This is a genomic window from Rhizobium sp. 01N48, assembly GCF_056399145.1.
Window position 1 is genome coordinate 220169 of record NZ_JBFTQT010000007.1, and the last position, 24862, is coordinate 245030.

The window sequence follows — 24862 nt, forward strand, 5'->3', positions numbered from 1 at the left end:
CAGCCCAGGCGCCCCTTATTGGGGCGCGGCGCTGCACTCGCTGGCAAGGCTGAGGATGCGACCATCATCGGCTTTGACCTCGCCGGATTGAAACGGCGTGAAAAGCTTCTGTTCCTGAAGTTTATCGAGCGTGCACTGGCAGAAGCTGCGGCACAACGCTTCGCCTTCCTGCAGGCTGCAGGACGTGTTGCATTGCTGCAGGTAGGTCTGCACGGGATCGGGCTTTGCCGGCGGCACGATGTAAGCCAAAGCAAACGCAATCGAGATCAGCACCGGCTGGTGGATCAGATAGAAGGCGAGGCTGTGCCGGCCCAGCCGCGCAAGCAGGCTGGATCCAGTCCCTAGACCGGCAAGCTTCGCCGGCAGCTTGGTGCGCAAAGCGATGGCAGCACTCGCCAGCCCAAGCAGAAACGGCACCATCCACGGAAACAGTGGAACATAGTCGTTGGAGCGTTGCGGCATTTCCGCAAAACCGATCCACTCCAAATAGCGCGGGTCGAAGAACGGCGAGCGCAGGATACCCGGCGATACCCACGTATCGGCGATCCAGCCGGCGACCGCCACGATGGTAACGGCGACGATCGCGGGCAGGGGCAGCCGCAACAGCAGCACGCCGACCACGCTCAGCACGGCGATGCAGTGCAGGATCCCGAAGAAGATCCATTCTCCCGGCATGAGGAAATAGGTCGCCACGGATATGGCCACCGAAGCGGCGGCAATCATCCCGAACCGCTTCCAAAACGAATTCCAGCGCGTCTCCGGCGTATTGGCGAGCACCAGGCTGACGCCGACGATGAACAGGAAGGTCGAGGCGATGGCGCGGGCATAGAGTTTCAGCCAACCCGTCTCGGCCGTGCCCGGCGTGAGGTAGCCGACGAACTCCATGTCCCAGGTGAAGTGATAGGTCGCCATCGCGATCAGCGCCGCGCCACGCAGCGTGTCGAGCAAGCCGATGCGCGGCGGCTTTGGTGCCGCTACGGTCTCCGTCGCCGGAACAGTCATTCACATTCCCCCAGGTGAGTCGCTTCCGTCGGCTGACGGATTGCTGCGGGGAATAGGAGAAAGGTGGAGATTTGATGACGGCTCGCGATCCATGATCGCCAGCCGCGCCTCCGAGAAGAACTGCCGCCGCGTCAAAACGACGATGACGATGGCGGTCGTCAGCATGAAGACGTAGGGGTTGATGAACCAGCCGAGATAGCCGATCGACAGGAAGATTGCCCGCAAGCCCTCGTTGAAATGCCCGCCGGCGATGATGTTCATGCGGATGACGCGCTCGGCCGCCCGTTCCGCCGCCAGAACGTCGTTTTCGGTATCGCGCATCATCGGGATGCCGCCGAAAAGGATGGTGCAGTAGTTGAACAGGCGATAGGACCAGCCGAACTTGAAGAAGGCATAGCCGAACAGAGCCGCCAGACCCCCGACCTTCATCTCGAACACCGCGTGCCCGCTGTGCAGCACCAGCGGCAGATCGGCGAACACCGCATCCACCTTCTCCGTCGCGCCAAGCAGCGCGAAGCAGCTGCCGACGGCGAAGATCGAGGTGGAGGCGAAGAAGGCCGTGCCGTTCTGTAGGCCGGCCATGATCTGCGTATCGATCATCTTCAGGTCGCGGCGCAGCGAATTGTAGATCCACTCGCGTCTACGCTCGATCATCGCATGCGTAAGGCTGGTGCGGCCGAAGAGGCTGGCGCTGCGCAAGAGACGCGCGTAACCGAACCACATGAGCGCGAAGAAGCACAGGGCGATGTAATCTGGTGTCGTCATCATTATATTGATTCAGTCCCTCTCCACGCGCCCACTCTATAGATAGAAGCGCTGACCGCAACAACGGGCGGACATGGAACCTTTCATAGGATGATGTCGCACGCGTGAAATGCTATGTCGGGGAACCGAACGGATCGCAGGCTGCGCTGGCGTAGCCTGAATCAGTAAAATCTCAACAGGACGCACACATGTTCCTTTCTGTTTTCGACGTATTCAAGATCGGCGTCGGCCCTTCCAGTTCCCACACGATGGGGCCGATGACGGCGGCGAACCGCTTTCTCGATCTGATTCTGTCGGATGAATGGCCGCGCCCGTCTTCGGGTGCCAATGTCGCGGCGATCAAGGTCAGCCTGCACGGCTCGCTCGCCCACACGGGCATCGGCCACGGGACGGGCAGGGCCGTCATTCTCGGCCTGATGGGTGAGCAACCAGATAGCGTCGATCCCGACCAGATGGACGGCACAATCGACAAGGTCGAGCGCTCCGGCCGCATCACGCCATCAGGACACCCGGCCTATCAGTTCCAGCCGAAGACCGATCTGGTCTTCGACAAGAAGCAGCCGCTTCCAGGCCATGCCAACGGCATGTCCTTCTCCGCCTTCGACAAGGACGGCCGGATGCTCGTGCGCCGCATCTACTATTCCGTCGGCGGCGGCTTCGTCGTTACCGACACGGAACTGGAGACCATGCGCGCCAAGAAGAAGATGCCGTCGGATGGCGTCAAGGTGCCGTATCCCTTCTCCACCGCCAAGCAGATGCTCGATATGGCAGCGCGATCAGGCATTTCGATCGCGCAGATGAAGCGCGCCAACGAGGAAAGCCAGCGCAGCCGCGAGGAACTGGACGAGGGCCTAGACCGGATCTGGGAAGCGATGCGCTCCTGCATCGAGCGCGGCCTCAAGGTCGACGGCATCATGCCGGGTGGCCTCAACGTTCGTCGCCGCGCGCGCTCCATCCATGACAAGCTGCAGGAAGAATGGCGCAGCAACCGCATCAATCCGCTACTCGCCAACGACTGGCTGAGCGTCTACGCTATGGCCGTCAACGAGGAGAACGCGGCCGGTGGCCGCGTGGTGACCGCGCCGACCAATGGCGCCGCCGGCGTCATCCCGGCGACGATCCGTTACTACGAGCACTTCCACGACGATTGGGACCAGAACGGCATCCGCGACTACCTGCTGACGGCAGCGGCGGTTGGCGGTATCATCAAGCACAATGCCTCGATCTCCGGCGCCGAAGTCGGCTGTCAGGGCGAAGTGGGCTCGGCAGCGGCCATGGCGGCTGCCGGTCTCGCGGCCGTCATGGGCGGCACGCCGGAGCAGATCGAGAATGCAGCCGAAATCGCGCTGGAACACCATCTCGGCATGAGCTGCGACCCCGTCGCCGGCCTCGTCCAGGTTCCCTGCATCGAGCGCAATGCGCTTGGCGCCGTGAAGGCCGTGACCGCCGCGTCGCTCGCGATCAAGGGCGACGGCCGGCACTTCGTGCCGCTCGATGCCTGCATCGAGACCATGCGCCAGACCGGCTACGACATGAGCGAGAAGTACAAGGAAACCTCGACCGGCGGCCTCGCGGTCAACGTCGTGGAGTGTTGATAGGTCGGCAGGCCCATAGCGTTTGGATAGGCGTATCACACTGTGATTGGAAAACCGGCGGCTATGGGCCGCCGGTGCGTTCAAGCCGCTTGACGCTGCCGCGCAAAAGGATTTGAACGGCGGTATGGCATTGCATCTTATCAAACTCTGCGTCGGCGCCGATACGATCGACGACTTGCGCGAATGGGTGGCCGAGCGTTCCTTGAGGGCGATCGCCGCCGGCATGGAACCACACTCCGTCCATACGACCCGAATGGTCCCGAAGCGCGTTGAAGAGTTGCTCGACGGCGGCTCGCTGTATTGGGTGATCAAGGGTCAGGTTCAGGCGCGGCAGAAGCTGCTCGATATCCAGAGCTTTACCGATGGCGAGGGCATTGGCCGCTGCCACCTGGTGCTCGGCCCCGAGGTCATCGAAACGGCTGTTCAGCCGAAACGTGCCTTTCAGGGCTGGCGTTATTATCCGGAAGAAGATCGCCCACGCGATCTCGATACGCTCGGCGAGGGCGTTGCTGAGATGCCCGCGGACCTGCGCCGCGAGCTCTCCGAACTCGGCCTTCTCTGACGAAACGCATCCCGTCAGAGAAAAACCCGTTCGTTTCGGCTCAGCGGAGCCGCATCGTCACCGGCGCCCGGCCTTCCGGGTTGGTGACGTGAAGATGGATACTGGCTTCGGGCTGCGAGTAACGCCAGGCGCGTGCGCCATGCGACAAGAGCAGATTGATCAGGTCCTTGGTCTTGGCCGTTTTCGCCTTCGGCCGTGGCATGCCAATCTCGGCAAGACGCATCGCCGCTTCGTGAAGCGGATGCAGAACCGAGCGCGGGTTCTTGCCAGTCAACCGACCTTCGGCCGGAAATTCCGGAACATTCTCGTTGATCGCCATAATTATCCCCGTACGCAATACAAATCAGGTCTAGGAAGGCCGGCCCTGTCGCGAACACCGATCAAGGCCGAATTCCGGGCCACCGCCTGAACTTGAGTAGGCGGCGGTCGTCTTCATCACTGGGCGGAGGCCCAGCACTTCACGCCGGCACGCTTCAGCGAGTTGCAGGCGTTGACGGCTTGCTTCTGGTCGTCGAAGCCACCGAAACGTGCACGATAGCTGCCGGCATAGGCGACGGCGAAAGGCTTGGCGGAACGCAGTGCCTTGCCGCCCTTGCTCTTGGCGCCGTCGAGCAGATCCATTGCTGCTTCGCGGCTGGCCGAGACGCCGATCTGCACGACCCAGCCTTCAGGCTGCGCCTGCTTGGTCGATGCGGTCGTGACGTTGTCGACCGAGGTGTCGCCCTGTTCCGGCGGAACGTAGGCGGTGGTCGGCGTGGGAACCGGAGCGGCAGCGGCCTGCTTGATCGGCTGCGTCTTCACCTTCGTCGGCTGCGGCATTTCCTGCAGAAGCGGATTGTCGGACTTGGACGACGGCGTGCCGGCATAGGCCACCTGCGCCGAGGCAACCTCGGTGCGGCTGACCGGCAGCGGATGAGTCGGCGGCAGTTCCGCGACTTCCTGCTTGGCAACAGTCACCGGAATGACGGTTTCGGACGAAATCTTCGGTGCCTGGGCAACCAGTGCGGATCCGCCGCGGGTCGAAGCCTTGGGCAGGTAGGACGCAATCAGGTTGCGCATCTGGGTGTCGCGGGCAGGCGTGGAAGCACCACCGAGAACGACGCCGACGATCGACTTGCCATCGACCTGAACCGAGCTCACCAGATTGAAGCCGGCAGCGCGAGTATAACCGGTCTTGATGCCGTCAACGCCGCGCACCGAACCGACGAGGCGGTTATGGCTGCGGATGATGCGGTTGCCGAACTTGAAGCTCTGCGTGGAGAAATAGCCGTAATACTGCGGGAAATGCTGGCGCAGTGCGATGCCGAGACGAGCCTGGTCGCGCGCCGTGGTCATCTGCGCGGTGTTCGGCAGGCCGTTGGCATTGCGGTAGGTGGTACGCGTCATGCCGAGCGCATGCGCCTTCGCAGTCATGATCTGCGCGAAGCGGTCTTCAGAACCGCCGAGCAGTTCGCCAAGCGCGGTCGAGGCGTCGTTGGCAGAAAGGGTGACGAGGCCGAGAATTGCCTGCTCGACCGAAATCGTGGCGCCCGGGCGAACGCCGAGCTTGGTTGGCGCTTGGCCGGATGCATGAGCGGAGAAGGGAACGGCGCTATCGAGACGAATGCGGCCCTGCTCAAGCGCTTCGAACGTCAGATAGAGCGTCATCATCTTGGTCAGCGAAGCCGGATACTGCAAGCGATCGGCGTTTTCGCTGTAGAGGACATTGCCGGTATTGGCATCGACGACAATGCCGGCATACTTCGAATTGGCAGCTTCCGCGACGGAATTGACCGTATCCAGGCCGAGCAAACCGACTGCCATGGACAGCGCAACGATCGCCTTGATCAGGAAATTGCTGGAGCGGGACGGGGAAGCGGAAGAAGCTGACCTTGACACTATTTCACTCTTTGCTTGGCTTGCAGTTTAGAAGAATCGGGACCGCGCTTCGCCCGCACGATCAACCTCGTTGAAGGTAGCTCTTCGGGGTTACCAATCCGTTTATGATTAATCGTTTGTTTCACCGTTTCGGACCATTCTACCTGGATGTCGCGGAACGGTTCACGAGGCGCGTTTCCACAAATTGAGCAATAGCGGCATCAATATGTTCCCACTCCGCCAAATGACGGCTGGAGAAGCGGTAGAGCACACTTAAATCGCGCCCGACCTTGATATCACGCTGGCAGTCGCCGCTGGTGGTGAGTTCCGGGCTCGCCGGCAGCAGGCAGCGCACGACGTAGTCGGCACCACCCTTGCGTGGCGCCGTCAGCAGCACTTCGTCGCCATATCCGGTATCGGCCCGAAGCTTGTGAAGCGTCATGCCGTTGGCGAATGGCTGCGGGGTTGAGTCGATCAGGTGCGAGTAGATCGGCTCGTAACGGCCCGACATGTCACGCGACATGGTCGCCTGCGTGACCTGCAGGAAAATTAGGTCAGAGGACTTGGCGATATCGTCGAAGCGATCGCGGTTTTCACTCGAATAGCCCTGCATCTGCGGCCAAGCGAGATAGAGGTCGGCGCGCTCGGTGGTGCCGCTGTGCCGCTGGCTGGGAAAGCGAATCGTGTTCTCCTGGAGCTGAAGCGTGTCCTGGCCGATCGTTAGCGTCACCGGCGCCGTGCTGTCGGTATTTCCGGCAAGCGAGACGCGCGCGCCAAACAATCGTCCGCCAACGCTGATGGCAACGGTGAGCACCGCCAGGAGAGCGATGACAATGGTTGTGCGGATGAGAAAGCCAGTCGACAGGAGAGGAGATTCCTCGACCTCTGTGGAGCTCTGAATGGCCTGGCGCATGACGGCTTTCGAATATCTGACCGTCGCAGGAAAAACGTGAGCCGCCGGTGTCGCTGATCTATGGGCCGATGATCGGGCTTGCGTGGTTAATTAACCGTTAATCGAGGTGCCAAGCGCATGCCGATGGCCCATAAAAAGCGAGCCGCTCCTGGGACAGCAGGAGCGGCTCTTGAGACGCCGGTCTGGACGTGCATGCGGGGACGGGACCAGGCGCCTTGCTTGCCCACCGGATTGCTCCGGCGGATGGAATTACTTGACGCTGCCGACAGCCACGGCGCGGCCGTCCTGAAGCTTGACCCAGCGGGTCGGATCGCTGGAAGACTGGCGCTTCAGGTAGGTGTACTCGGTATCGGCCCAGAGCATGACCTTGTTGCGCATGTTGTCGAGAATGAAGTCACCGCGATCGGTGCGAACGGTCAGCACGGCATGGCCATCGCCATTCGGCTGCAGCACGACGGTCATCAGGAGGTTCGACGGCGAGAGGCCGGCTTCGATCAGCATCTTGCGCTTCAGAAGCGCATAGTCTTCGCAGTCGCCTGCGGTCTTCGGATAGGCCCAGCGTTCTTCGACGCCGTAGATCTCCATATCGGTCATCGGCGTGATCTCCGAGTTTACCTGATAGTTGATCTTCAGGATCGTCTTCCAGCTGTCTTCGGTCAGCACCATCGTGCCCTGGTCGCCGGCTGCGTTCTTGCAGTCTTCAGGAATTTCCTTGCAGAACTGGTAGGCGCCGATCGGCGGGCTGGTGTTGCCGAGAACGGTCATGCTCTGGTAGCCGGCCTGTCCGACGCCTGCCATCGACATGAGCATCGCAGCAGCGGCGAGGCCGCCCTTGATGAAGTTTGTTATCGTCATTTGTATGTCCCCGTTTTGTGAGGAGACATTGCCAGACGTGTTTTTACTCGACGCAAAATTCAGAAGCAAAATTAAAGGCTTAGTTGATTCAAAAGCGCGCCGAATTCGAATAAAATCAATATCGAATTTTACTGAAGTTCGAGGGGAATATTTACCAAGATTGCTTCAAATTTTATCTTTCTCAAAAAGCCTCGCCGCCATCGGATGGCTCGTTTCGAGGCAAAAGATTAACGCGGGCGGTCGCGCCGCCATTTCGGTAATATTGCGTTCATCATGCGGCTTGGAGGGAAACGGCGCTTTGTAGGCCGCCGGAACGCCGGATTCGCCCGCAAATGGCGCGTTTTGAGCCGCTTTTTAAGGTGATGCGTCGAAAATTATTTTTGAGAAATTTCGCGAAATCTGTCGGTCGCGGCGAGAATTGCGCGCGCCATGCCATCATGATCGGGCGAATGGGCGGCGTTTTCGACGATGATGAGCTCACTTCCCGGCCAAGCGCGCGCCAATTCCCATGCCGTGGTCAATGGCGCCTCTAGGTCGAGCCGTCCCTGAACGAGAACGCCGGGGATCGAGGCCAGCTTTCCGGCGTCCCGCAACAGCGCACCTTCCTCGAGCCATGCCGCATGGCTGAAGTAGTGGGTTATGATCCGCGCACGGGTGAGCAGATACTCCGGATTGCGCCAGCGTCGGGGATAGCCGTCGGGATTGGCAAGCAGGATGGACACCGCCTCCCAATCGTGCCAGTCCCGCGCCGCCTTGAGACGCACGTCGAGGTCGGGCCCATTGAGCAATTCTCGATAACCCTCAAGAACGCCCTTGGCTCTCATGTCACCGGGAAGGGATGCCTTGAGCTGGTGCCATTCCTCGGGAAACAGCGCGGCCATTCCCTGTGTTAGCCATCTGATTTCCGATCGCCGCGTTGTCGTCACGCCGGCAAGCACCATCGCCGCGACGTGGGCCGGATGGGTCTGCGCATAGGCGAGTGCAAGCGTGGATCCCCAGGATGTCCCGAACAGCACCCAATCCGTCACCTCGAGGTGACAACGGAGTTTCTCGATATCGTCGATCAAGTGCCAGATCGTGTTGGTCGAGAGATCCGTCGCCATCTCGGCGGCATTGGGAAGGCTGCGGCCGCAATTTCTCTGGTCGAACAGGATGATCCGATAGGCCGACGGATCGAAATAGCGTGCCGCAGAGGGCGATGAGCCGGAGCCCGGCCCGCCATGCAGATAAAGCGCCGGCCGTCCATCAGGATTGCCGTAGCTTTCCCAATGGATCAGGTGGCCGTCTCCGACATCGAGGAGACCGTGGTCATAAGCTTCAATCTCGGGATAGAGAATCGACATTGGGCGCGCCTCCTAAAGAGGCGCTTCAATCCATCAGCTTTGTGAAGCCGGGATGACGGTGATCAGAGAAATTCGCGCAGCGTGTCGCGCGATTGAAGCGACAGGAACTCGATCGCGACGCCTTCGACGAAGTGACGCACCACGCGGCCGCGCATGTTGCCGAGGCGCAGCGCTGTGCCGATCGCCGGGCGAACCTCGACGTCGACAGCGGCGCCCGAGAGCGACAAGTCCATGATCCGGCACATATACTGCGTGCCGTTCTCGAGTGTGATTTCCGTCTGCGTCTCGCGCGGCATCAGACGGTCGTGACGGCGATCTTCCGGCAGGCCGAGTTCGTGCTTGTTGGCAAGCCACGTCAGCTGCGCGGCAAGCTTCTCGCGCTTGCGCTCGGTGGCGTGGATGGACATGTTGAAGCCGCGGCTGTCGATCGTCTGGACATAGCCTTCGACGCGGCCTAGGTGATCGATATAGGCGACGACGCGTTCGTTGACGCGCGGGCGGCCTTGGCAGGTCACATACATGTCGCCGGGCGACATATCGATGACCAGGCACTCGAATTCCTCGTAATTTGCCAGCATCAGGCGGCCCTGCATATTGATGGGCACGCGCTGGAATGCACCTTGTTCAAGGCGAGGCGCAGTTTTTTGCGTCTGAGCTTGCTGGAAAGCGTGCATCAAAGGGCTTCTTTTAAAAATAGCTTGGCGCCAAGCTTTACTCGCAATCCATTAACAGAAGGTTGTTCAGTCGGGGGTGATTTACCGCTCAGCGGTAGTGCCGAAATGGTGCATCCTGTTTCACGGGTTCATCCATCAGGCTGGACATCAGACGGCGTACCGTATCGGCGATCGACCGGCTGCCGCTGGTCGTCGCACGGGGCTCGTTCGCGCCGCTTTGCGTGCTTTCCGCCGGGTCGAGCTGCTCATGCAGCAAACGGCTGCGGTCGAGCGCCAGGAACTGCAGCGGAACGACCTCCAGCCAGCTCGCGGTCGTGGCCGGTGCGATCGCGCCGAGCAGCTTGTCGCATTCCCCCTCGGCATTGCGCAGCGGCAGAAGAATGATCTCGAAGGCGGCGCGATGACCGGCGGTGCTGTATCCGGTGGCGTTCAACAGCGCCGGGATGCCGTGCTCCATGACGCCGACGGCAGTCTTTTCGATATCCTCGTGACCGTGCGCCCAGAGCTCCGACAAACAGCTGCCGCCGAGGTCGTGGCCGAAGAGATCGCAGATGCGCGTGCCGGCGAGACGGAAGGTGACGCGGCCGGCGCCTGACGTCTCGAGCATGAAGAGGCTGGAGAGAAGCTGCCTGATATCGCGTGGCTCCACCTGCGTCCGCAGGGGAGCGATCTCGCTGCCGCGTAGCTTGTTCCAGTAGTCGAAGATCTGGATGGTGGTGTTGAGGCGCATGGGACTGCCGATCTGTTTCATTTCGGTTCAAACGGCGGCCATCATGGCCACCTTGCCCTATGCCATGCGGATTTCATGCCAGATCCAGGCAGTTAAGGTTAAGGAAGGGTTTCGATTGTCTGTGACGGCTCGCCGTGCCAGTATCTTTTCATTGCTTCCGGTATTGGAAGTTCAGCATGAATTGCTCGGGCGCGAGGTCATTCTCGGGGGACGCTCAGCAAGCCGTTCGGTAGATTGCCGGACGGCTTTTTTTTTGACCTGTCGTCCTGTAAGCCAGTGCACGCGAAGTGAACGAGGAATGCAATGGACGATACGAACGAGCCGCACCAGCCGACCGAGCCCGCCGCCAAGCCGCCGCGTACGCCCATTTTCAATCTTCCAGGCGCCATTGTCGCAACGATCGGTCTCCTGGCGGCGATCTATGCCGTGCAAGCGATTTTCCTGACCGAAAGCGGCGTCGACATGCTGTTCTTCGATTTCGGCTTCATTCCGCTGCGCTACATCACGCCCTTGGCCGAGCAGGGGCCGCAATTGTTCTGGACGCCGCTCACCTATTCACTGCTGCATGGCAATATCGAGCACATCCTCTTCAATGGGCTCTGGCTTATGGCCTTTGGCGCCCCCGTAGCCCGCCGTATCGGCTGGGTTCGCTACACGGTCTTTTGGGTGCTCGCCGCCGTCGCCTCGGCCGCGCTTCACGCCGTGCTGAATTGGGGGCAAGCGACCGTGCTAATCGGCGCATCCGGCGTCGTTTCGGCCTTGATGGGTGCTGCCTGCCGCTTTGCGTTCCCGTCGGAGCGCCGCGTCGCGCTTCCCGCTCATCTCAATCCGCGCCTCTCGATCGCGGAAACCTTCCGCAGCCGAACCGTCGTCATGTTCATGCTCTTCTGGTTCGTTGGCAACATCCTGATCGCCGTCGGCATTCCACTGATCGGTGACACCGGCGCGCCGATCGCCTGGGACGCCCATATCGGCGGCTTTCTCTTCGGCTTCGTGCTGTTTTCGCTGTTCGACCGGCCGCCGCCCGAACTTCCCTCTATTTCAGAGGATGCGGATATATTGCAATCCTGAGCGTTGAAGTGCACCATTCGAACTGATCCGCGTTGGGAGGAGAGACCGCCGCGGATGCCTGTGATCAGCTGAAGTGTCTCACTTTCGACATAGGAGGTTCAAATGTCCAATACAGTCAAAGCCATACTGGATGCCAAGGGCAGGGACGTCGTCACCGCCGGCCCGAACACGACCGTTTCCGAAGCAGCCGCGATTCTGAGCAAGAAGAAGATCGGCGCCATCGTCATCGTCGGCATGGAAAACAAGATCGCCGGGATCTTTACCGAGCGCGATGTGGTTCACGCCATCGCCAAGTCCGGCCCCGCCTGTCTTGATAGCTCCGTGGCATCGGTCATGACGGCGAAGGTCTATCGCTGCAACGAGGCAACGACCGTCAACGAGCTGATGGAACTGATGACCAGCCGGCGCTTCCGCCATGTGCCGGTCGAAACCGCTGGAAAGCTCGCCGGCATCATCTCGATCGGTGACGTGGTCAAGACCCGTATCGCCGAGGTCGAACGCGAGGCCGAGGACATCAAGGCCTATATCGCAGGCTGAACGAAGGCGCGCCGGCTCGCTCAGCTGGAGCCGGCGAACAACTCCTGCATGCGCCTCAACTCGGGAAGCCGCGCCGTGGCTTCCTGATAGCCGCGCTCGATCGCTTCGCCGGCGCGATGAAACTCCGAGAGACCGATATCGCTCAATCTTGGCTGCAGCGAGATATCTGGCGGATCGCCCGCAAGACGCGCACGCGCGATGCGGTCTTGGATGATATTGAACGCCTGCACCATCACCCCGGTCATACCAAGCTTGGCATAAGGCGCATGCTCCTGCTTCTGCACCTCGGACGGCGTCAGGCTGGCGCTGTGGCGGACCACGGCGGAGCGGCCATAAATGTCGTAGTTGAGGTTGACGGCGACCACCAGCGGCTGCTCGTAGGCGCGGCAGACCGAGACGGGGACAGGATTGACCAGCGCGCCATCGACCAGCGTCCGGTGATTGCTGCGCACAGGCTCGAAAATGCCGGGCAGGGCATAGGACGCCCTGAGTGCCGTGATCAGCGAGCCGTTGGCGATCCAGACCTCGTGGCCGCTGTTGACCTCGGCCGATACCGCGACGAACGGGCGGTCGAGATCCTCGACATTCAGCCCTTCCAGATGTTCCTGCATGCGCTTGGTGAGCCGCATGCCGCCAAACAGGCCGCTGCCGCCGATGGTCAGATCAAGCAGGCTGGCGATCCGGCGCATGGTCAGCGACCGGGCGAAACCCTCGAGTTCATCGAGCTTGCCCGCCAGATAGCAACCGCCGACCAGCGCGCCGATCGATGTGCCGGCGATCATGCCGATCTCGATGCCCGCTTCGTCAAGCGCCCTGAGCACGCCGATATGCGCCCAGCCGCGCGCAGCGCCGCCCCCAAGGGCAAGCGCCAGCTTCGGCTTCTTCGGTGTGGGGGCGGGAATCTTGATGTCGGAGGGCGAGGCGATGCCAGCGTCGGAACCGACGGCTTCGGAGCCTTGACGGATCAAACTCCAGCTCACCATGGCAAACCTCCCCCAGGCACGACGCACAGGCAAATATTAGTGCGCCGCCACCCTTCCGAATTGGTATATGGCCGCCCCTCCTGACCCAAAAAGAGACGGCATGCCGTTGTTACGGCTCTTTTCCGTAGACTTCGTGAGGATCGAACTGGCGCTCGTCGTCGGCGATCTCGAGCATCGGCTTGCCGTCTTCTAGGCTCACCGTCCGATAGAAGCAGGAACGGCGGCCAGTGTGGCAGGTCGCGTCGTGACCGGCAACTTCGACCTTTAGCCAAATTGCATCCTGGTCGCAGTCGGTGCGGATTTCCTTCACCGTCTGGATGTTGCCCGAGGTTTCGCCCTTCAGCCAGAGCTTGCCGCGCGAGCGGCTGAAATAGTGGGCCTGGCCGGTCTGGATGGTCAACGCCAACGCCTTGGCGTTCATATGCGCCACCATGAGCAGCTCGCCGTCATGGGCATCCGTCACGATAGCCGTGATCAGGCCGCGGTCATCGAACCGCGGCGTGAAATCACCGGCATCCTCGAGCTCGGACTTGTCTTCGGACGGCGCATTGAAGGCAAATGGCATCATCGCGGCTTTCTGAAATGAAGCCGGTCAGCGGCTCCGCACCATGGAAATAAACCGGGCTTGATCAGCCGGCTCAGTTTTAAATGTGCCGGTGAAGGTTGTCGTCAATGTGGTGGAGCCCTGTTTCTGAACGCCGCGCATGGCCATGCACATATGTTCGGCCTCGATCATCACGGCGACGCCGCGGGGAGCGAGCGTTTCGTCGATCGAACGGGCGATCTGGGCGGTCATGGTTTCCTGCGTTTGCAGGCGGCGGCCGTAGATTTCAACCACGCGCGCGATCTTCGATAGGCCGAGAACCTTGCCGTCGGGCATGTAGGCCACATGCGCCTTGCCGATGATCGGAACCATGTGGTGCTCGCAGTGCGAGAAGAACGGAATGTCCTTCACCAGCACCATGTCGTCATAGCCCGCGACCTCTTCGAAGGTCCGGCCAAGCACCTCTTCGGCGTCCATCTCATAGCCGGCGAAAAGCTCGCGATAGGCTTTCGCGACACGCGCCGGCGTATCCAGCAACCCTTCGCGCGAAGGGTCGTCGCCGGCCCAACGGAGCAGCGTGCGCACCGCGTCTTCGGCTTCCTTCTGGCTTGGGCGATTGGCGTCTGGCGTGGTCTGCGGAAAGTTCTTTACGATGGCGTCCATCTGCAACTGTCTCCTGATCCGCAATGCGGACCGTATTTCGGACTAGCCACTGGCAATCCCACTCGGGAATAGTGCACCTTTGGCAGGCTCCGGGGCTTTCAGGGCGAAATTCTGCGGCCCATCCGGCACGGTTTCCCATTCAAACTTACCCGAGGCCATTGCATTTTTATGGCCTTCGAACGACATACATATAGGAAAACGGCATCGCTATGTAAGTCTTCCAGCGCGACACGGTGTGTTTTTTGTTTGTGCTACAATAAACAATCAGCCGCCTATCCGCATGAAATATGGAGCGGAATACCCGATGGACGACATCTACAACAGTAAAATTCTCGAATTTGCCGGTAATATTCCGCTGATCGGCGCTATCGACGATCCCGACGCCAGCGCCCAGGCGCACTCAAAGCTCTGCGGCTCGAAGGTCAGGATCTGGCTGAAGATGGACGGCGACACGGTCTCTGCCTTCGCCCACGACGTCAAGGCTTGCGCGCTCGGCCAGGCCTCGTCCTCGATCATGGCCCGCCATGTGGTCGGTGCGACGGCGCAGGAGCTGCGCCAGGCGCGCGCCGACATGCTTGCCATGCTGAAGGAAGACGGCGAGGGGCCATCGGGGCGCTTTGAAGACATGCGATATCTGCGGCCGGTCCGCGAGTACAAAGCCCGCCACGCCTCCACCATGCTGACCTTCGACGCCGTGGTCGATGCGATCGGCCAGGTCGAGGCCAAGCGCGCCGAGACTGTGGAAGCCTGAGCGGATCGCCATGTGCCAGTTCTGCTCGCTGAACCACGATGACGACGAGGACGAAGGCGGCGCTGCCGCTTCGCCGCGGAAGAGACAGGTTCATCACTCGCGCAATTACACCGGCCCTTTCCGCAAGACACCGGACCGCCTGTTCGGCATGGGCCTGATCCGGCTCTACCAACTGACCCTATCCGGCTTCATCGGCAATTCCTGCCGCCACATCCCGACATGCTCCGAATACGGCTACGAGGCCATCGCCCGCCATGGCCTGTGGAGCGGTGGATGGATGACGCTGTTTCGCGTCGGCCGCTGCGGCCCCGGCGGCACCAGTGGTCTCGACCGTGTGCCGGAAACGCTCGGTCACCGTTTCCATTGGTGGACGCCGTGGCGATATCTCGCGTTTGGCCGCAAGCCGACGTGACTGTCTACGTCGCACTCCTCCATAGCATCGTTCTGGCCCCAGGCCGCAGAGTGATCATGTCCGACCTGCGCGACATGGCCACGTCGCTCGGCTATCGCAATCCACGCACCCTTGTTTCGACAGGCAACATCGTCTTCGAGGCGCCATCGTCGCCGATTGGAGACATGGAGGCGCGGCTGGAGCAGGCGTTCCTCACGCGCTTCGGCAAGCCGGTCGATATCCTCGTCAGAACGGCCGAGGATTGGCGCAAGATCGCCGCCGCCAATCCGTTCCCTGATGGTGATGGCAGCCAGGTGATCCTGCGCGTCATGCGAAAGCCGCTCGACCGTACCGTCATCGAGAGGCTGCAGTCCTACGCCCAGCCGAACCAGCGCCTTGCCGTCATCGGCGGCGACCTCTGGATCGATTTCGCCGGCAAGCCCAGTGAATGGAAACTGCTATCCGCCCTTACGACCAAGCGTATCGGTGTCGGCACGCTGCGCAACTGGAACACCGTTCGCGGCCTCGCCGAAATGCTCGGTTAAACCGTCTTTTTCTTTACTGCGACGGCAAATCCCGGTATCAGGCGGCGGCGTATTCGTGATCCGAAACGCATCATTGCAACCACCCGCATTCGTTGGCGGGACTGGACAAGGAGAAGTCTAAAATGTCCCAATCCGTTTCCCTGACATTCCCCGATGGTTCCGTGCGCAGCTACGATTCTGGCGCAACCGGCAAGGATGTCGCTGAATCCATTTCCAAGTCGCTTGCCAAGAAGGCCGTCGCCATCGCGATCGACGGCACCGTGCGCGACCTTTCCGATCCCGTCGTTGACGGCACGATCGAGATCATCACCCGCACCGATCCCCGCGCGCTCGAGCTCATCCGACACGACGCCGCCCACGTCATGGCTGAAGCCGTGCAGGAGCTCTGGCCCGGCACGCAGGTCACGATCGGCCCGGTGATCGAGAACGGCTTCTATTACGACTTCGCCAAGAACGAGCCCTTCACGCCTGACGATCTGCCGAAGATCGAAAAGAAGATGAAGGAGATCATCTCGCGCAATGCTGCTTTCACCAAGCAGATCTGGTCGCGCGAGAAGGCCAAGGAAGTCTTCGCCGCCAAGGGCGAGAGCTACAAGGTCGAGCTCGTCGATGCGATTCCTGAAGGACAGGATCTGAAGATCTACAATCAGGGCGAATGGTTCGACCTCTGCCGCGGCCCGCACATGGCCTCCACCGGCCAGATCGGCACGGCCTTCAAGCTGATGAAGGTTGCCGGCGCCTATTGGCGTGGCGACAGCAACAACGCAATGCTGTCGCGCATCTACGGCACGGCCTGGGCCGAGCAGGCGGATCTCGACAACTACCTGCACATGCTGGCGGAAGCCGAAAAGCGCGACCACCGCAAGCTTGGCCGTGAAATGGATCTGTTCCATTTCCAGGAAGAAGGCCCCGGCGTCGTCTTCTGGCACGGCAAGGGCTGGCGGATGTTCCAGGCGCTGACCTCCTACATGCGCCGCCGTCTTGCCGGCACCTATGAAGAGGTCAACGCGCCGCAGGTTCTCGATGCCTCGCTCTGGGAGACCTCCGGTCACTGGGGCTGGTACCAGGAGAACATGTTCGCGGTGAAGTCGGCCTATGCCTTCACGCACCCTGAGGACAAGGAAGCCGACAACCGCGTCTTCGCGCTGAAGCCGATGAACTGCCCGGGTCACGTGCAGATCTTCAAGCATGGCCTGAAGTCCTATCGCGAGCTGCCGATCCGTCTGGCGGAGTTCGGCACGGTGCACCGCTACGAGGCCTCCGGCGCGCTGCACGGCCTGATGCGCGTTCGCGGCTTCACCCAGGACGACGCGCACGTCTTCTGCACGGAAGAGCAGATGGCGGCCGAATGCCTGCGCATCAACGATCTCATCCTGTCGGTCTATGAAGACTTCGGTTTCAAGGAAATCGTCGTCAAGCTCTCGACCCGCCCTGAAAAGCGCGTCGGCTCCGACGCTCTGTGGGATCGCGCCGAGGCCGTCATGACCGAAGTGCTGAAGACGATCGAGGAACAGTCGGAAGGCCGCATCAAGACCGGCATTCTGCCGGGCGAGGGCGCGTTCTACGGTCCGAAGTTCGAATATACGCTGAAGGACGCCATCGGCCGTGAATGGCAGTGCGGCACCACGCAGGTCGACTTCAACCTGCCGGAACGCTTCGGCGCCTTCTATATCGACAGCAACTCCGAAAAGACGCAGCCGGTGATGATCCATCGTGCCATCTGCGGCTCGATGGAGCGCTTCCTCGGTATCCTGATCGAGAACTTCGCCGGCCATCTGCCGCTGTGGATGTCGCCGCTGCAGATCGTCGTTGCGACGATCACTTCGGAAGCCGACGCATACGGTGAAGAAGTGGCCGAGGCGCTGCGCGAGGCAGGCCTCCATGTCGAGACCGACTTCCGCAACGAGAAGATCAACTACAAGGTCCGCGAACACTCGGTTACCAAGGTGCCGGTCATCATCGTCTGCGGCAAGAAGGAAGCCGAAGAGCGCACGGTCAACATCCGCCGTCTCGGCAGCCAGGAACAGAGCTCGATGTCGCTCGACGACGCGATCGCTGCCCTGACGCACGAAGCGACGCCGCCGGATGTGCTGCGCAAGGCTGCCGCCAGGAAGGCGAAGGCCGCCTGAGGCCTTCGTGATCCTGGACTGAAAAACGAAAACGCCCGGTCAGCAATGACCGGGCGTTTTGCGTTGATAGCGATGTAGGATGCGTCAGTCGGAATCGACGCCACCTGCGGCGGCTCCGCTCTGCAGCTGCTCGAACGAGGGTAGCGGCTGCGCGGCGTGTGATTGCTCCGTGGGGTTCTGCTGCTCCGGCGGCAGCTGCTGCAATGTCGTCGCGGCCGGCCCCTGGTCCGGCTGCACGTCCTTCATCAGGACTTCGACGTCGGTGTTCTTGCCGGCCTCGACCTTGAATTCGCGCTGGTAGATCTTGTCCTTGTTGCGCGCGACGGCGGAATACTCGCCTTCTGCAAGCACCATGGTCGGAAACGCGCTGACACTTTCGCCGACGCTGTCGCCTGCGGCCGTCAGGATCGACCAGGCGGTATCGGCGATCGCTTCGCCGCCCTTGTCGGAGACCAGCTTGAAGGTGATCTGCGCCGCCTTGTGCTGGATTGTCGCCTCGGTGAGCTTTCCCGCTTCCACCTGGATGTCGGCGCGCACCGATGCGTTGGTCTCGCCATAATCGGAAACGACGTGATAGGTGCCGGCGTTGAGCCGCACGACGGTGTTTGGCGGCACATCGGCCATCACCAGACCACGCTCGCCGTCGTCGCGCACATCGGCGGAATAGATCGAAAAGCTCAGCTGATCCGGCCGGATCTTCACATCCGATCCCGAGACAGCATTGAGTAGAAGGCCACCGGCTTCCAGAACCATTGTCTGCTTTTCAAGCGCGCCGTCCTCAGGAACCGAGAGCTTGCGTGTCACGCCGGCGCGGCCGAAGGAAACGTTGACGAAATAGTCGCCCGGTGCCAGCTGGAAGTCGGCCGAGCCACCCTGGGAGCTGGCGATCAGCGGCAGCTTGCCGTCGCTCCCCGCGACGGGGCTGAACACATACCAGGAGAGCCCGTCCTTGACGGCGTCGCCCGATGCCGTGAGCTTCGCCTCGAGCGCGACGGAATGCAGCTTCGCGCCCTGAGGCGTCGTGCCGGGCGCGATGAAGGCGTTCAGCTTGGGCATCTTCGTCGTGGTGTCGAGCTGCTTGAACTCCTTGAAGGCTTCCTGCGCGCCGGCGCCGGCGGGGATCAAGGCAAGGAGGGCTACGGCAACACTCCAGCGTGCGTATGGCAAAATGCCGAGCATGTGTTTTGCGAACCAATTGACAACTGAAATGACAGAGGCCACTTCAAGACCAACCGGATGGCAAATTCAAGACCCATCCCCGATACCGCGATGAAAATGAGAGTTTCTTGCCTATGAGATCTGATATCAAGCTGATCGACTACCTCGGCGTCCGCCGTTCCATCCCCGCCTTCCAAATGTCCGAACCCGGTCCCGAAAAGCCCGAGATCGAGGAAATCCTGCGCCTTGCCTCGCGCGTGCCGGATCACGGCAAGCTCGCGCCCTGGCGTTTCATCGTCTATCGCGGCGAGGAGCGTGCCCGTATCGGCGAGGAGCTTCTGAAGCTTGCTCTGGAAAAGAAGCCCGATCTCTCCGAAGAGATGATCAAGGTCGAGCGCAGCCGCTTCACGCGCGCGCCCGTCGTCGTCGCGGTCGTCAGCAAGGCCGGCCCGCACGTCAAGGTCCCGGAATGGGAGCAGCTGATGTCGGCCGGCGCCGTCTGCCTCAACATCATCTTTGCCGCCAACGCCCATGGCTGGGTCGCCAACTGGCTGACCGAGTGGTTCGCCTATGATGAGCGCGCCTATCCGCTGCTGGGCGTCGAGGAAGGCGAGAAGGTCGCCGGCTTCATCCACATGGGCTCGACGACGTTCCCGCCCGTCGAGCGCCCGCGCCCCGAGCTTTCCGAGACGGTCACCTGGGTCGGCGGGGAAGGCTGATGTTCTATACGACGGATCAGAACCGGCACGGCCTTGCGCACGATCCTTTCAAGGCGATCGTGTCGCCAAGGCCGATCGGCTGGATCGGCAGCAAGGGCAGGGATGGCACGCTCAACCTCGCGCCATACTCCTTCTTCAACGCCGTGTCGGATCGTCCGAAGCTCGTGATGTTCTCGTCGAGCGGCCGCAAGGACAGCTACAGGAACGCCAGCGAGACCGGCGAGTTCACCTGCAACTTCGTGAGCCGCAACCTGATCGACAAGATGAACATGTCCTCGGCGGCCGTCGCCTACGACGTCGACGAGTTCGCTTTGTCGGGGCTGACACCCAAAAAGGGTGAACTCGTCGATGCGCCCTATGTGGCCGAAGCCTTCGCGGTTCTGGAGTGCAAGGTCACCGAGATCATCGAGCCGAAATCGCTGAGCGGCGAGCCGTCGGAGAACGTCATGATCTTCGGCCAGGTCGTCGGTATCCATATCGACGAGGCGATCCTGCGCGACGGCCGTATCGACATGGGTCTGGCGAGACCCGTCGCGCGCCTCGGCTACATGGATTACAGCGAGAGCAGCGACGTGTTCGAGCTCTTCCGACCCAAGGCCTGAAGCGTCTATCGGTCCTGCTGAACGGTTAAAGTATATGGTGAACCAATCATAAACTTTTTGCCGCTACCGTCATCCTCAACACTTGGGGTGCGAGAGAATCGCACTTGAGGATCGGGGTTCGCGGTGATCGTAGAGGCATTTCTTCGTTGGGTTGAGACTGCCAAGGCTGGTGACCGGGCGAGGGCGGCGAGCGCGCTCGGCCGGGCCTACCTGCAGTCTGAGATGTCTCTGGAGGAGCGCAAGGCCGCCGAGATGGCGATGACCTTCTTGCTTGACGATCCGTCGCCGAAGGTTCGTCTTGCCATGGCAGAAGCCATCGCCTGGTCTCCGGACGCGCCTCGCGCCATCGTCCTGTCTCTGGCTGGTGACCAGGCCGAGATCGCCTGCCACGCCATTACCTTCTCGCCGCTTCTGTCGGACGCCGACCTCGTCGATCTTGCCGCGCGCGGCAGCGGCGTCACCCGCATGCTGATCGCCGCCCGCTCCAGCATTTCGCGCTCGGTCGCAGCCGCGCTTGCCGAGATTGGCGGCGCGGAAGACGTGCTGTGCCTGCTTGAAAACGAAGGCGCCGCCATTGCACCGCAGGCGCTGAAGCGCATTGCCGAACGGCTGGGCGACGACTGCGAAGTCCGCAACCTCCTGCTCGATCGCCCGGATCTGCCCGCCGATGCCCGCCAGCTCTTGACGCAGCATGTCAGCGACGCCCTCATCAATCTGCCTCTGGCGCAAGCCGCGATCGGCACTAGTCGGCTGCAGCGCGTTGCCCGCGAGGCGACGGAAACAGCGATCGTCGCCATCGCCGGCGAGATTGCGCCGCGCGAGGTTGCCGATCTGGTCGAGCATCTGCGCGTAAGCGGACGCCTGACGCCATCCTTCCTCATGCACACGCTCTGCTCCGGCAAGATCGAGTTCTTCGCCGGCGCCATCGTCAATCTGACCGGCTGCGACGAGCGGCGGGTGCGCTCTATCCTGGCGACCGGCCGCATGCATGCCGTGCGCGCGCTTTATGAATCCGCCGGTCTCGCCCGCGACATCAGCGTGATCTTCGTCGAAGCCACCTTGTTGTGGCGCGAGGCGTCGAAATCGACGTCTGGCACGATGCTGGCCAATGTCTGCGGCCGGCTGCTGCAGAGTTTCCGCAGCCGCAACACCACGCATGGCGCGGTGCAGGAACTGCTGGAGATGGTCGAGAAGCTACATGTCGCCGAGCAGCGACAATCGGCACGCGGCTATGCCTACATGACGGCGCTCGCCGCCGCCTGATTTAATTGCTCAAGCGCCTGACGACCCAGGAATAGCTTCCTGAGACGAAGTGCACGGGCGTTGCGAGTGCGGATTTCATCGAATGGCCAGAGGGAAGGTGCGTGCGTACCTCTGCCGCCATTCTGGACGCCAAACCAGAAACGCCGGTCTGCGGCTTTTCCTCAGTGACGGCGGGCACTGGCGCTGGCGCGGCGGCTACCACCTTTGGTTCCGGCGGCAGCGGTGGATGCGGCGGCTCGCAGACGGCGATGACCGTCGGGTAGCTGATGCTGGAATAATGCTTCAATTGCCGTTCGGAATCGGCATCGCACATCGCCACCGTCTCAAAGTGCTTTCCCACCGTCGCCACGTAATTGCACTGCGTGACCGAGTCGTTGCAGCCGAGGATGGTCATGGCGATGAGGACAGCTTGCATGGGGGCGCTTTCGATATTGAACCGCTCTCCTTAGACGCAGCAATTTCAACCAAATGAAGGCCGCTTTCCGGCATCCATGCGGAGCAAGATTACAATCAGGAAAGGTGACGCCGTCGATCAGCCTTCGGCGACTGGCTTGATCAGCCTTCGGCGACCCTGGGCGGTGGCGGAGCCTGCTCGTCAATCAGCACCTGCGGACCGAGGTCGGGCTTTTCGGCCGTGCGAACCTCATGCATCCATTCGCGCCAGATCGCCACCAGAAGCGCCATCAGCACCGGGCCGATGAAGAGCCCCAGGAAGCCCATGGTCTTCACGCCGCCGATCAGACCGAAGAAGGTCGGCAGGAACGGCAGCTTGATCGGGCCGCCCACCAGTTTGGGGCGAAGCGTCTTGTCGACGATGAAGAGTTCGACGGTACCCCAGACGAACAGGCTGACGCCGGCAACGGGCGAGCCGCTGGCAAGCAGGTACAGCGACACCAGCGTGAACGACAGCGGCGCGCCGCCGGGGATCAGCGCCATGATGCCGGTGATGACGCCTAGCGTCACGGGCGAGGGCACGCCGGCCACCCAATAGGCGACGCCAAGCACGATGCCTTCGCCGATGGCGATAAGCGTCATGCCCATCACGGTCGAGCTGATCGTGGCAGGCACCACGCGTGAGATCCGCTCCCAGCGATTGGGCAGGATGCGCTCGCCGAGCATGTCGATCTGGCGGGAAAAATCAGCGCCGTCGCGATAGACGAAGAATAGCGCGATCAGCATGAAAAGCAGTGTCAGCAGCAGATGAAACGCACCGCCACCGGCGGCGAGCACGGCACGGTAGATATTGCCGATATGCGCGCCGCTGACCGCCTGGATCAGTTCGCCCATGCTGCCGGGGCTGCCGATATATTTGACCCAGAGCTCATCGAGATAGGGGCCGACAAACGGAAAGGCCGAAATCCATTGCGGCGTCGGTTCGCCAAAGCGGTTCACATGGATAAGCCAGCCGACCCATTCGCGCACTTCGCCCGTGGTATAGGTGACGGCAAGCACGATGGGCGTAATGAGGAAGGTGACGATGAGTATGATCGCGATGGTCGCGGCGACCGTCGTGTTGCCGCCGACCCTCTGCAGCAGCCGGCGATAAAGCGGCCAGCTTGCAAAGCCGATGACAAGCGCGGCCAGCACCGGCACGACGAAGCCGTAGAAGAAATAGACGCCGGCGGCGACGACAAGGATCAGAAGCCAGCGCGCCGCGGAGATCGAAGGGATGAGCGGCGTACGTGCGGGAGAGGATGGACCGATCCATCGCGACTCGCGCTGCATATTGTTGTTCGGAAGGCTCACGTCGTCCTTTTCCCCCTTATTTCACCTAAGGATATGGGCCATGCATCCTTTGCACGCAAGCGCCATCACCGATTTAAGCCCGATGACGCCCCCGCCGCCGGTCCATCGGCCTGATCCGCAGGCTTCATAACCTTACATCACGCAATCATTAAGACAGAAACCCTTCGACATCCTTGTCATGGATCACGCTCGGTCTGCGCGATCGGCGATTTTCGTCGAGATCGCGCCTGTTTCGACCGATATTGGAACGAACTGCCGTGATCTGACGGAAATGTGATCCCGCAATTTTGGCTGCCGCACGCCTGCGAAGCGTCGGTCGATCCCCATCGACTGAACCAATCTCACTCCGAGACCTTGCGGCGATCATATGTCTCAGCTAGTTTGGATCCATGGATACAAATACAATCATCACATCGCTTCGACGCGATATCGAAGCCGGACATCTCGGCGCTGGCACGGTGCTTAAACAGGAACAACTGGCGGAACGTTTTGGCGTCAGCCGCCAGCCCATCAGGCAGGCTCTCGACAGGCTGCTGGCATCCGGTCTTCTGGTGCGCCGCCCGGATCGCAGTCTAGCCGTGTCCGGTCTGAACGAGGAGCAGGCGCGTGAGCTTGCCGAGATCCGCCTGTCTCTGGAGACGACCGCGCTGCTGGCGTCGATCGAGGCGCTGACCGAAAGTGATCTGCGCAAGGCGCGGCGGCTGAACGAGGACCTGCTCGATGAAGAAGACCCGCAACAGCTCGAGGAACTAGACCTTGCGTTTCACCGCACCCTCTACGGCCGCTGCGGCAACGCGAGGCTGCTCGACATGATCGACACATACCGCCGTGAATCGCGTCGGGCGTATGCGCGGCAACCGAAAGGCTCCGAGGCCCGCCCGACGCTTTATCGCGAGCATCAGGCGATCATCGAGGCATGCGCCGCGCGAGACGCCGATCTGGCGCGCCAGGCGCTTTTGCAACATCTGAAATTGACGACCGCAAGTCTTACCCGCGAAGGAGAAGAAGGATGACGACGTTTTCGGCGCAGGTGGCGTGGAAGCTGGGCGAGGGTAGCTTTACCGACGGGCGCTACAGCCGTGGTCATAGCTGGACATTCGACGGCGGCATCACGGTGCCGGCTTCCGCATCGCCGCATAATGTGCCTTTGCCCTATGCCGTCGAAGAAAATATCGATCCTGAGGAGGCCTATGTCGCGGCGCTCTCCAGCTGCCACATGCTGTTCTATCTCTGGATCGCGTCGAAGAAGCGCATCGGCATCGACAGCTATGTCGATGATGCGGTGGGCGTGATGGAGAAGGTCGATGGCCGGATGATGGTCAGCCGCGTCGAGCTGCGCCCGAAGGTCGGCTACACCGGTGAAGTTCCAAGCCGTGAGCTCGAGGAACAGATGCACCACCAGGCACACGAACTCTGCTTCCTCGCCAATTCGGTGAAGACGGTGATCGAGATCAGGCTCGACGA

27 protein-coding genes and 1 pseudogene are annotated in these 24862 nt (G+C 61.5%); 13 read left to right on the plus strand and 15 right to left on the minus strand.

Features of this window, described 5'->3' with window-relative positions; translation table 11 throughout:
* Nucleotides 1-15: 15 nt before the first annotated feature.
* Together AC1DOG_RS15750 and AC1DOG_RS15755 are read right to left on the minus strand one after the other, a co-directional pair.
* On the minus strand, nucleotides 16-1002 hold the full coding sequence (locus tag AC1DOG_RS15750) for a heparan-alpha-glucosaminide N-acetyltransferase (protein WP_477929258.1): 987 nt from the start codon (nucleotides 1000-1002) through the stop codon (nucleotides 16-18).
* Nucleotides 1003-1767 carry a DUF599 domain-containing protein gene (locus tag AC1DOG_RS15755; protein WP_289727147.1) on the minus strand — a complete coding sequence of 255 codons (765 nt, stop codon included), beginning with the start codon at nucleotides 1765-1767 and terminating at the stop codon, nucleotides 1003-1005. It abuts the gene before it with no gap.
* A gap of 188 nt (nucleotides 1768-1955) precedes the next feature.
* Here AC1DOG_RS15755 and AC1DOG_RS15760 point away from each other — a divergent pair, with 188 nt between their 5' ends.
* Both AC1DOG_RS15760 and AC1DOG_RS15765 read left to right on the plus strand, forming a co-directional pair.
* The gene (locus AC1DOG_RS15760) at nucleotides 1956-3362 is read left to right on the plus strand and encodes an L-serine ammonia-lyase (protein WP_477929260.1); all 1407 of its coding nucleotides are present in this window, start codon (nucleotides 1956-1958) and stop codon (nucleotides 3360-3362) included.
* A 124-nt stretch (nucleotides 3363-3486) separates the two neighbouring features.
* Nucleotides 3487-3924, plus strand: coding sequence for a DUF1489 family protein (locus AC1DOG_RS15765; protein WP_477929262.1), 438 nt, complete (start codon nucleotides 3487-3489; stop codon nucleotides 3922-3924).
* 40 nt (nucleotides 3925-3964) lie between these two features.
* Here the strand turns inward: AC1DOG_RS15765 and AC1DOG_RS15770 are convergent, their stop codons facing one another.
* From AC1DOG_RS15770 to AC1DOG_RS15800, 7 genes are all read right to left on the minus strand, one after another.
* Nucleotides 3965-4243, minus strand: coding sequence for a hypothetical protein (locus AC1DOG_RS15770; RefSeq protein ID WP_018899925.1), 279 nt, complete (start codon nucleotides 4241-4243; stop codon nucleotides 3965-3967).
* Between the two features lie 116 nt (nucleotides 4244-4359).
* The gene (locus AC1DOG_RS15775) at nucleotides 4360-5802 is read right to left on the minus strand and encodes a serine hydrolase (RefSeq protein ID WP_477929264.1); all 1443 of its coding nucleotides are present in this window, start codon (nucleotides 5800-5802) and stop codon (nucleotides 4360-4362) included.
* 139 nt (nucleotides 5803-5941) lie between these two features.
* Nucleotides 5942-6694, minus strand: a complete 753-nt coding sequence (locus tag AC1DOG_RS15780; RefSeq protein ID WP_477929266.1) for a hypothetical protein — start codon at nucleotides 6692-6694, stop codon at nucleotides 5942-5944.
* Nucleotides 6695-6943: 249 nt separating this feature from the next.
* Nucleotides 6944-7549: a transglutaminase-like cysteine peptidase gene (locus tag AC1DOG_RS15785; RefSeq protein ID WP_477929268.1), complete on the minus strand. Its 606-nt coding sequence runs from the start codon at nucleotides 7547-7549 to the stop codon at nucleotides 6944-6946.
* A gap of 374 nt (nucleotides 7550-7923) precedes the next feature.
* The gene (pip, locus tag AC1DOG_RS15790; protein WP_477929270.1) at nucleotides 7924-8892 is read right to left on the minus strand and encodes a prolyl aminopeptidase; all 969 of its coding nucleotides are present in this window, start codon (nucleotides 8890-8892) and stop codon (nucleotides 7924-7926) included.
* A 62-nt stretch (nucleotides 8893-8954) separates the two neighbouring features.
* Entirely contained in the window at nucleotides 8955-9566 is a 612-nt protein-coding gene (locus AC1DOG_RS15795; protein ID WP_477929272.1) for a PilZ domain-containing protein, read from the minus strand.
* An 88-nt stretch (nucleotides 9567-9654) separates the two neighbouring features.
* Entirely contained in the window at nucleotides 9655-10296 is a 642-nt protein-coding gene (locus AC1DOG_RS15800) for a PAS domain-containing protein (protein WP_477929274.1), read from the minus strand.
* A 303-nt stretch (nucleotides 10297-10599) separates the two neighbouring features.
* Here AC1DOG_RS15800 and AC1DOG_RS15805 point away from each other — a divergent pair, with 303 nt between their 5' ends.
* Both AC1DOG_RS15805 and AC1DOG_RS15810 read left to right on the plus strand, forming a co-directional pair.
* Nucleotides 10600-11367: a rhomboid family intramembrane serine protease gene (locus AC1DOG_RS15805; protein ID WP_477929276.1), complete on the plus strand. Its 768-nt coding sequence runs from the start codon at nucleotides 10600-10602 to the stop codon at nucleotides 11365-11367.
* 102 nt (nucleotides 11368-11469) lie between these two features.
* Nucleotides 11470-11904 carry a CBS domain-containing protein gene (locus AC1DOG_RS15810; RefSeq protein ID WP_047510387.1) on the plus strand — a complete coding sequence of 145 codons (435 nt, stop codon included), beginning with the start codon at nucleotides 11470-11472 and terminating at the stop codon, nucleotides 11902-11904.
* A 20-nt stretch (nucleotides 11905-11924) separates the two neighbouring features.
* Here AC1DOG_RS15810 and AC1DOG_RS15815 read toward each other — a convergent pair whose 3' ends face one another.
* The 3 genes from AC1DOG_RS15815 to folE all read right to left on the minus strand — a co-directional run bounded on the left by AC1DOG_RS15815 (nucleotide 11925) and on the right by folE (nucleotide 14094).
* Nucleotides 11925-12887, minus strand: a complete 963-nt coding sequence (locus AC1DOG_RS15815; protein ID WP_477929278.1) for a patatin-like phospholipase family protein — start codon at nucleotides 12885-12887, stop codon at nucleotides 11925-11927.
* 109 nt (nucleotides 12888-12996) lie between these two features.
* On the minus strand, nucleotides 12997-13455 hold the full coding sequence (gene hisI, locus AC1DOG_RS15820; protein WP_018899914.1) for a phosphoribosyl-AMP cyclohydrolase: 459 nt from the start codon (nucleotides 13453-13455) through the stop codon (nucleotides 12997-12999).
* A 24-nt stretch (nucleotides 13456-13479) separates the two neighbouring features.
* Entirely contained in the window at nucleotides 13480-14094 is a 615-nt protein-coding gene (folE, locus tag AC1DOG_RS15825) for a GTP cyclohydrolase I FolE (RefSeq protein ID WP_112945624.1), read from the minus strand.
* A 304-nt stretch (nucleotides 14095-14398) separates the two neighbouring features.
* On the opposite strand from folE, the gene AC1DOG_RS15830 reads away from it, so the two are divergent.
* The 4 genes from AC1DOG_RS15830 (at nucleotide 14399) to thrS (ending at nucleotide 17910) form a co-directional block, all read left to right on the plus strand.
* The gene (locus AC1DOG_RS15830) at nucleotides 14399-14845 is read left to right on the plus strand and encodes an iron-sulfur cluster assembly scaffold protein (protein ID WP_112945623.1); all 447 of its coding nucleotides are present in this window, start codon (nucleotides 14399-14401) and stop codon (nucleotides 14843-14845) included.
* A gap of 10 nt (nucleotides 14846-14855) precedes the next feature.
* On the plus strand, nucleotides 14856-15257 hold the full coding sequence (gene yidD, locus AC1DOG_RS15835) for a membrane protein insertion efficiency factor YidD (protein WP_477929281.1): 402 nt from the start codon (nucleotides 14856-14858) through the stop codon (nucleotides 15255-15257).
* Entirely contained in the window at nucleotides 15254-15781 is a 528-nt protein-coding gene (locus AC1DOG_RS15840) for a DUF1697 domain-containing protein (protein ID WP_477929283.1), read from the plus strand. The genes yidD and AC1DOG_RS15840 overlap by 4 nt, the downstream gene beginning before the upstream one ends.
* A gap of 122 nt (nucleotides 15782-15903) precedes the next feature.
* On the plus strand, nucleotides 15904-17910 hold the full coding sequence (gene thrS, locus AC1DOG_RS15845; protein ID WP_477929285.1) for a threonine--tRNA ligase: 2007 nt from the start codon (nucleotides 15904-15906) through the stop codon (nucleotides 17908-17910).
* 84 nt (nucleotides 17911-17994) lie between these two features.
* Here the strand turns inward: thrS and AC1DOG_RS15850 are convergent, their stop codons facing one another.
* The gene (locus tag AC1DOG_RS15850) at nucleotides 17995-19089 is read right to left on the minus strand and encodes a hypothetical protein (protein ID WP_477929287.1); all 1095 of its coding nucleotides are present in this window, start codon (nucleotides 19087-19089) and stop codon (nucleotides 17995-17997) included.
* Nucleotides 19090-19202: 113 nt separating this feature from the next.
* On the opposite strand from AC1DOG_RS15850, the gene AC1DOG_RS15855 reads away from it, so the two are divergent.
* From AC1DOG_RS15855 to AC1DOG_RS15865, 3 genes are all read left to right on the plus strand, one after another.
* Nucleotides 19203-19787 carry a nitroreductase family protein gene (locus AC1DOG_RS15855; protein ID WP_289726398.1) on the plus strand — a complete coding sequence of 195 codons (585 nt, stop codon included), beginning with the start codon at nucleotides 19203-19205 and terminating at the stop codon, nucleotides 19785-19787.
* Nucleotides 19787-20389, plus strand: a complete 603-nt coding sequence (locus AC1DOG_RS15860) for a flavin reductase family protein (RefSeq protein WP_047510415.1) — start codon at nucleotides 19787-19789, stop codon at nucleotides 20387-20389. The genes AC1DOG_RS15855 and AC1DOG_RS15860 overlap by 1 nt, the downstream gene beginning before the upstream one ends.
* 123 nt (nucleotides 20390-20512) lie before the next feature.
* Nucleotides 20513-21652: a DUF2336 domain-containing protein gene (locus AC1DOG_RS15865; RefSeq protein WP_477929290.1), complete on the plus strand. Its 1140-nt coding sequence runs from the start codon at nucleotides 20513-20515 to the stop codon at nucleotides 21650-21652.
* Between the two features lies 1 nt (nucleotide 21653).
* On the opposite strand, the gene AC1DOG_RS15870 is transcribed toward AC1DOG_RS15865, so the two are convergent.
* Together AC1DOG_RS15870 and AC1DOG_RS15875 are read right to left on the minus strand one after the other, a co-directional pair.
* Nucleotides 21654-22067: a hypothetical protein gene (locus AC1DOG_RS15870; protein ID WP_477929292.1), complete on the minus strand. Its 414-nt coding sequence runs from the start codon at nucleotides 22065-22067 to the stop codon at nucleotides 21654-21656.
* A gap of 140 nt (nucleotides 22068-22207) precedes the next feature.
* Nucleotides 22208-23377 (minus strand): AI-2E family transporter, encoded by a 1170-nt coding sequence (locus AC1DOG_RS15875; protein WP_112945729.1) that lies wholly within the window; start codon nucleotides 23375-23377, stop codon nucleotides 22208-22210.
* A gap of 410 nt (nucleotides 23378-23787) precedes the next feature.
* On the opposite strand from AC1DOG_RS15875, the gene AC1DOG_RS15880 reads away from it, so the two are divergent.
* Nucleotides 23788-24411: a GntR family transcriptional regulator gene (locus AC1DOG_RS15880; RefSeq protein WP_477929294.1), complete on the plus strand. Its 624-nt coding sequence runs from the start codon at nucleotides 23788-23790 to the stop codon at nucleotides 24409-24411.
* Nucleotides 24408-24860, plus strand: a pseudogene (locus tag AC1DOG_RS15885) (OsmC family protein); the annotation flags it as partial. The gene AC1DOG_RS15880 and the pseudogene AC1DOG_RS15885, both read left to right, overlap by 4 nt.
* Nucleotides 24861-24862 lie beyond the last annotated feature (2 nt).

Bases quoted from the DNA above. Each gene is read 5' to 3' on its own strand.
- AC1DOG_RS15750 (WP_477929258.1), bottom strand. From the start codon at position 1,002: ATGACTGTTCCGGCGACGGAGACCGTAGCGGCACCAAAGCCGCCGCGC.
- AC1DOG_RS15755 (WP_289727147.1), bottom strand. From the start codon at position 1,767: ATGACGACACCAGATTACATCGCCCTGTGCTTCTTCGCGCTCATGTGG.
- AC1DOG_RS15760 (WP_477929260.1), top strand. From the start codon at position 1,956: ATGTTCCTTTCTGTTTTCGACGTATTCAAGATCGGCGTCGGCCCTTCC.
- AC1DOG_RS15765 (WP_477929262.1), top strand. From the start codon at position 3,487: ATGGCATTGCATCTTATCAAACTCTGCGTCGGCGCCGATACGATCGAC.
- AC1DOG_RS15770 (WP_018899925.1), bottom strand. From the start codon at position 4,243: ATGGCGATCAACGAGAATGTTCCGGAATTTCCGGCCGAAGGTCGGTTG.
- AC1DOG_RS15780 (WP_477929266.1), bottom strand. From the start codon at position 6,694: ATGCGCCAGGCCATTCAGAGCTCCACAGAGGTCGAGGAATCTCCTCTC.
- AC1DOG_RS15785 (WP_477929268.1), bottom strand. From the start codon at position 7,549: ATGACGATAACAAACTTCATCAAGGGCGGCCTCGCCGCTGCTGCGATG.
- pip (WP_477929270.1), bottom strand. From the start codon at position 8,892: ATGTCGATTCTCTATCCCGAGATTGAAGCTTATGACCACGGTCTCCTC.
- AC1DOG_RS15795 (WP_477929272.1), bottom strand. From the start codon at position 9,566: ATGCACGCTTTCCAGCAAGCTCAGACGCAAAAAACTGCGCCTCGCCTT.
- AC1DOG_RS15800 (WP_477929274.1), bottom strand. From the start codon at position 10,296: ATGCGCCTCAACACCACCATCCAGATCTTCGACTACTGGAACAAGCTA.
- AC1DOG_RS15805 (WP_477929276.1), top strand. From the start codon at position 10,600: ATGGACGATACGAACGAGCCGCACCAGCCGACCGAGCCCGCCGCCAAG.
- AC1DOG_RS15810 (WP_047510387.1), top strand. From the start codon at position 11,470: ATGTCCAATACAGTCAAAGCCATACTGGATGCCAAGGGCAGGGACGTC.
- AC1DOG_RS15815 (WP_477929278.1), bottom strand. From the start codon at position 12,887: ATGGTGAGCTGGAGTTTGATCCGTCAAGGCTCCGAAGCCGTCGGTTCC.
- hisI (WP_018899914.1), bottom strand. From the start codon at position 13,455: ATGATGCCATTTGCCTTCAATGCGCCGTCCGAAGACAAGTCCGAGCTC.
- folE (WP_112945624.1), bottom strand. From the start codon at position 14,094: ATGGACGCCATCGTAAAGAACTTTCCGCAGACCACGCCAGACGCCAAT.
- AC1DOG_RS15830 (WP_112945623.1), top strand. From the start codon at position 14,399: ATGGACGACATCTACAACAGTAAAATTCTCGAATTTGCCGGTAATATT.
- yidD (WP_477929281.1), top strand. From the start codon at position 14,856: ATGTGCCAGTTCTGCTCGCTGAACCACGATGACGACGAGGACGAAGGC.
- thrS (WP_477929285.1), top strand. From the start codon at position 15,904: ATGTCCCAATCCGTTTCCCTGACATTCCCCGATGGTTCCGTGCGCAGC.
- AC1DOG_RS15850 (WP_477929287.1), bottom strand. From the start codon at position 19,089: ATGCTCGGCATTTTGCCATACGCACGCTGGAGTGTTGCCGTAGCCCTC.
- AC1DOG_RS15855 (WP_289726398.1), top strand. From the start codon at position 19,203: ATGAGATCTGATATCAAGCTGATCGACTACCTCGGCGTCCGCCGTTCC.
- AC1DOG_RS15860 (WP_047510415.1), top strand. From the start codon at position 19,787: ATGTTCTATACGACGGATCAGAACCGGCACGGCCTTGCGCACGATCCT.
- AC1DOG_RS15870 (WP_477929292.1), bottom strand. From the start codon at position 22,067: ATGCAAGCTGTCCTCATCGCCATGACCATCCTCGGCTGCAACGACTCG.
- AC1DOG_RS15875 (WP_112945729.1), bottom strand. From the start codon at position 23,377: ATGCAGCGCGAGTCGCGATGGATCGGTCCATCCTCTCCCGCACGTACG.
- AC1DOG_RS15880 (WP_477929294.1), top strand. From the start codon at position 23,788: ATGGATACAAATACAATCATCACATCGCTTCGACGCGATATCGAAGCC.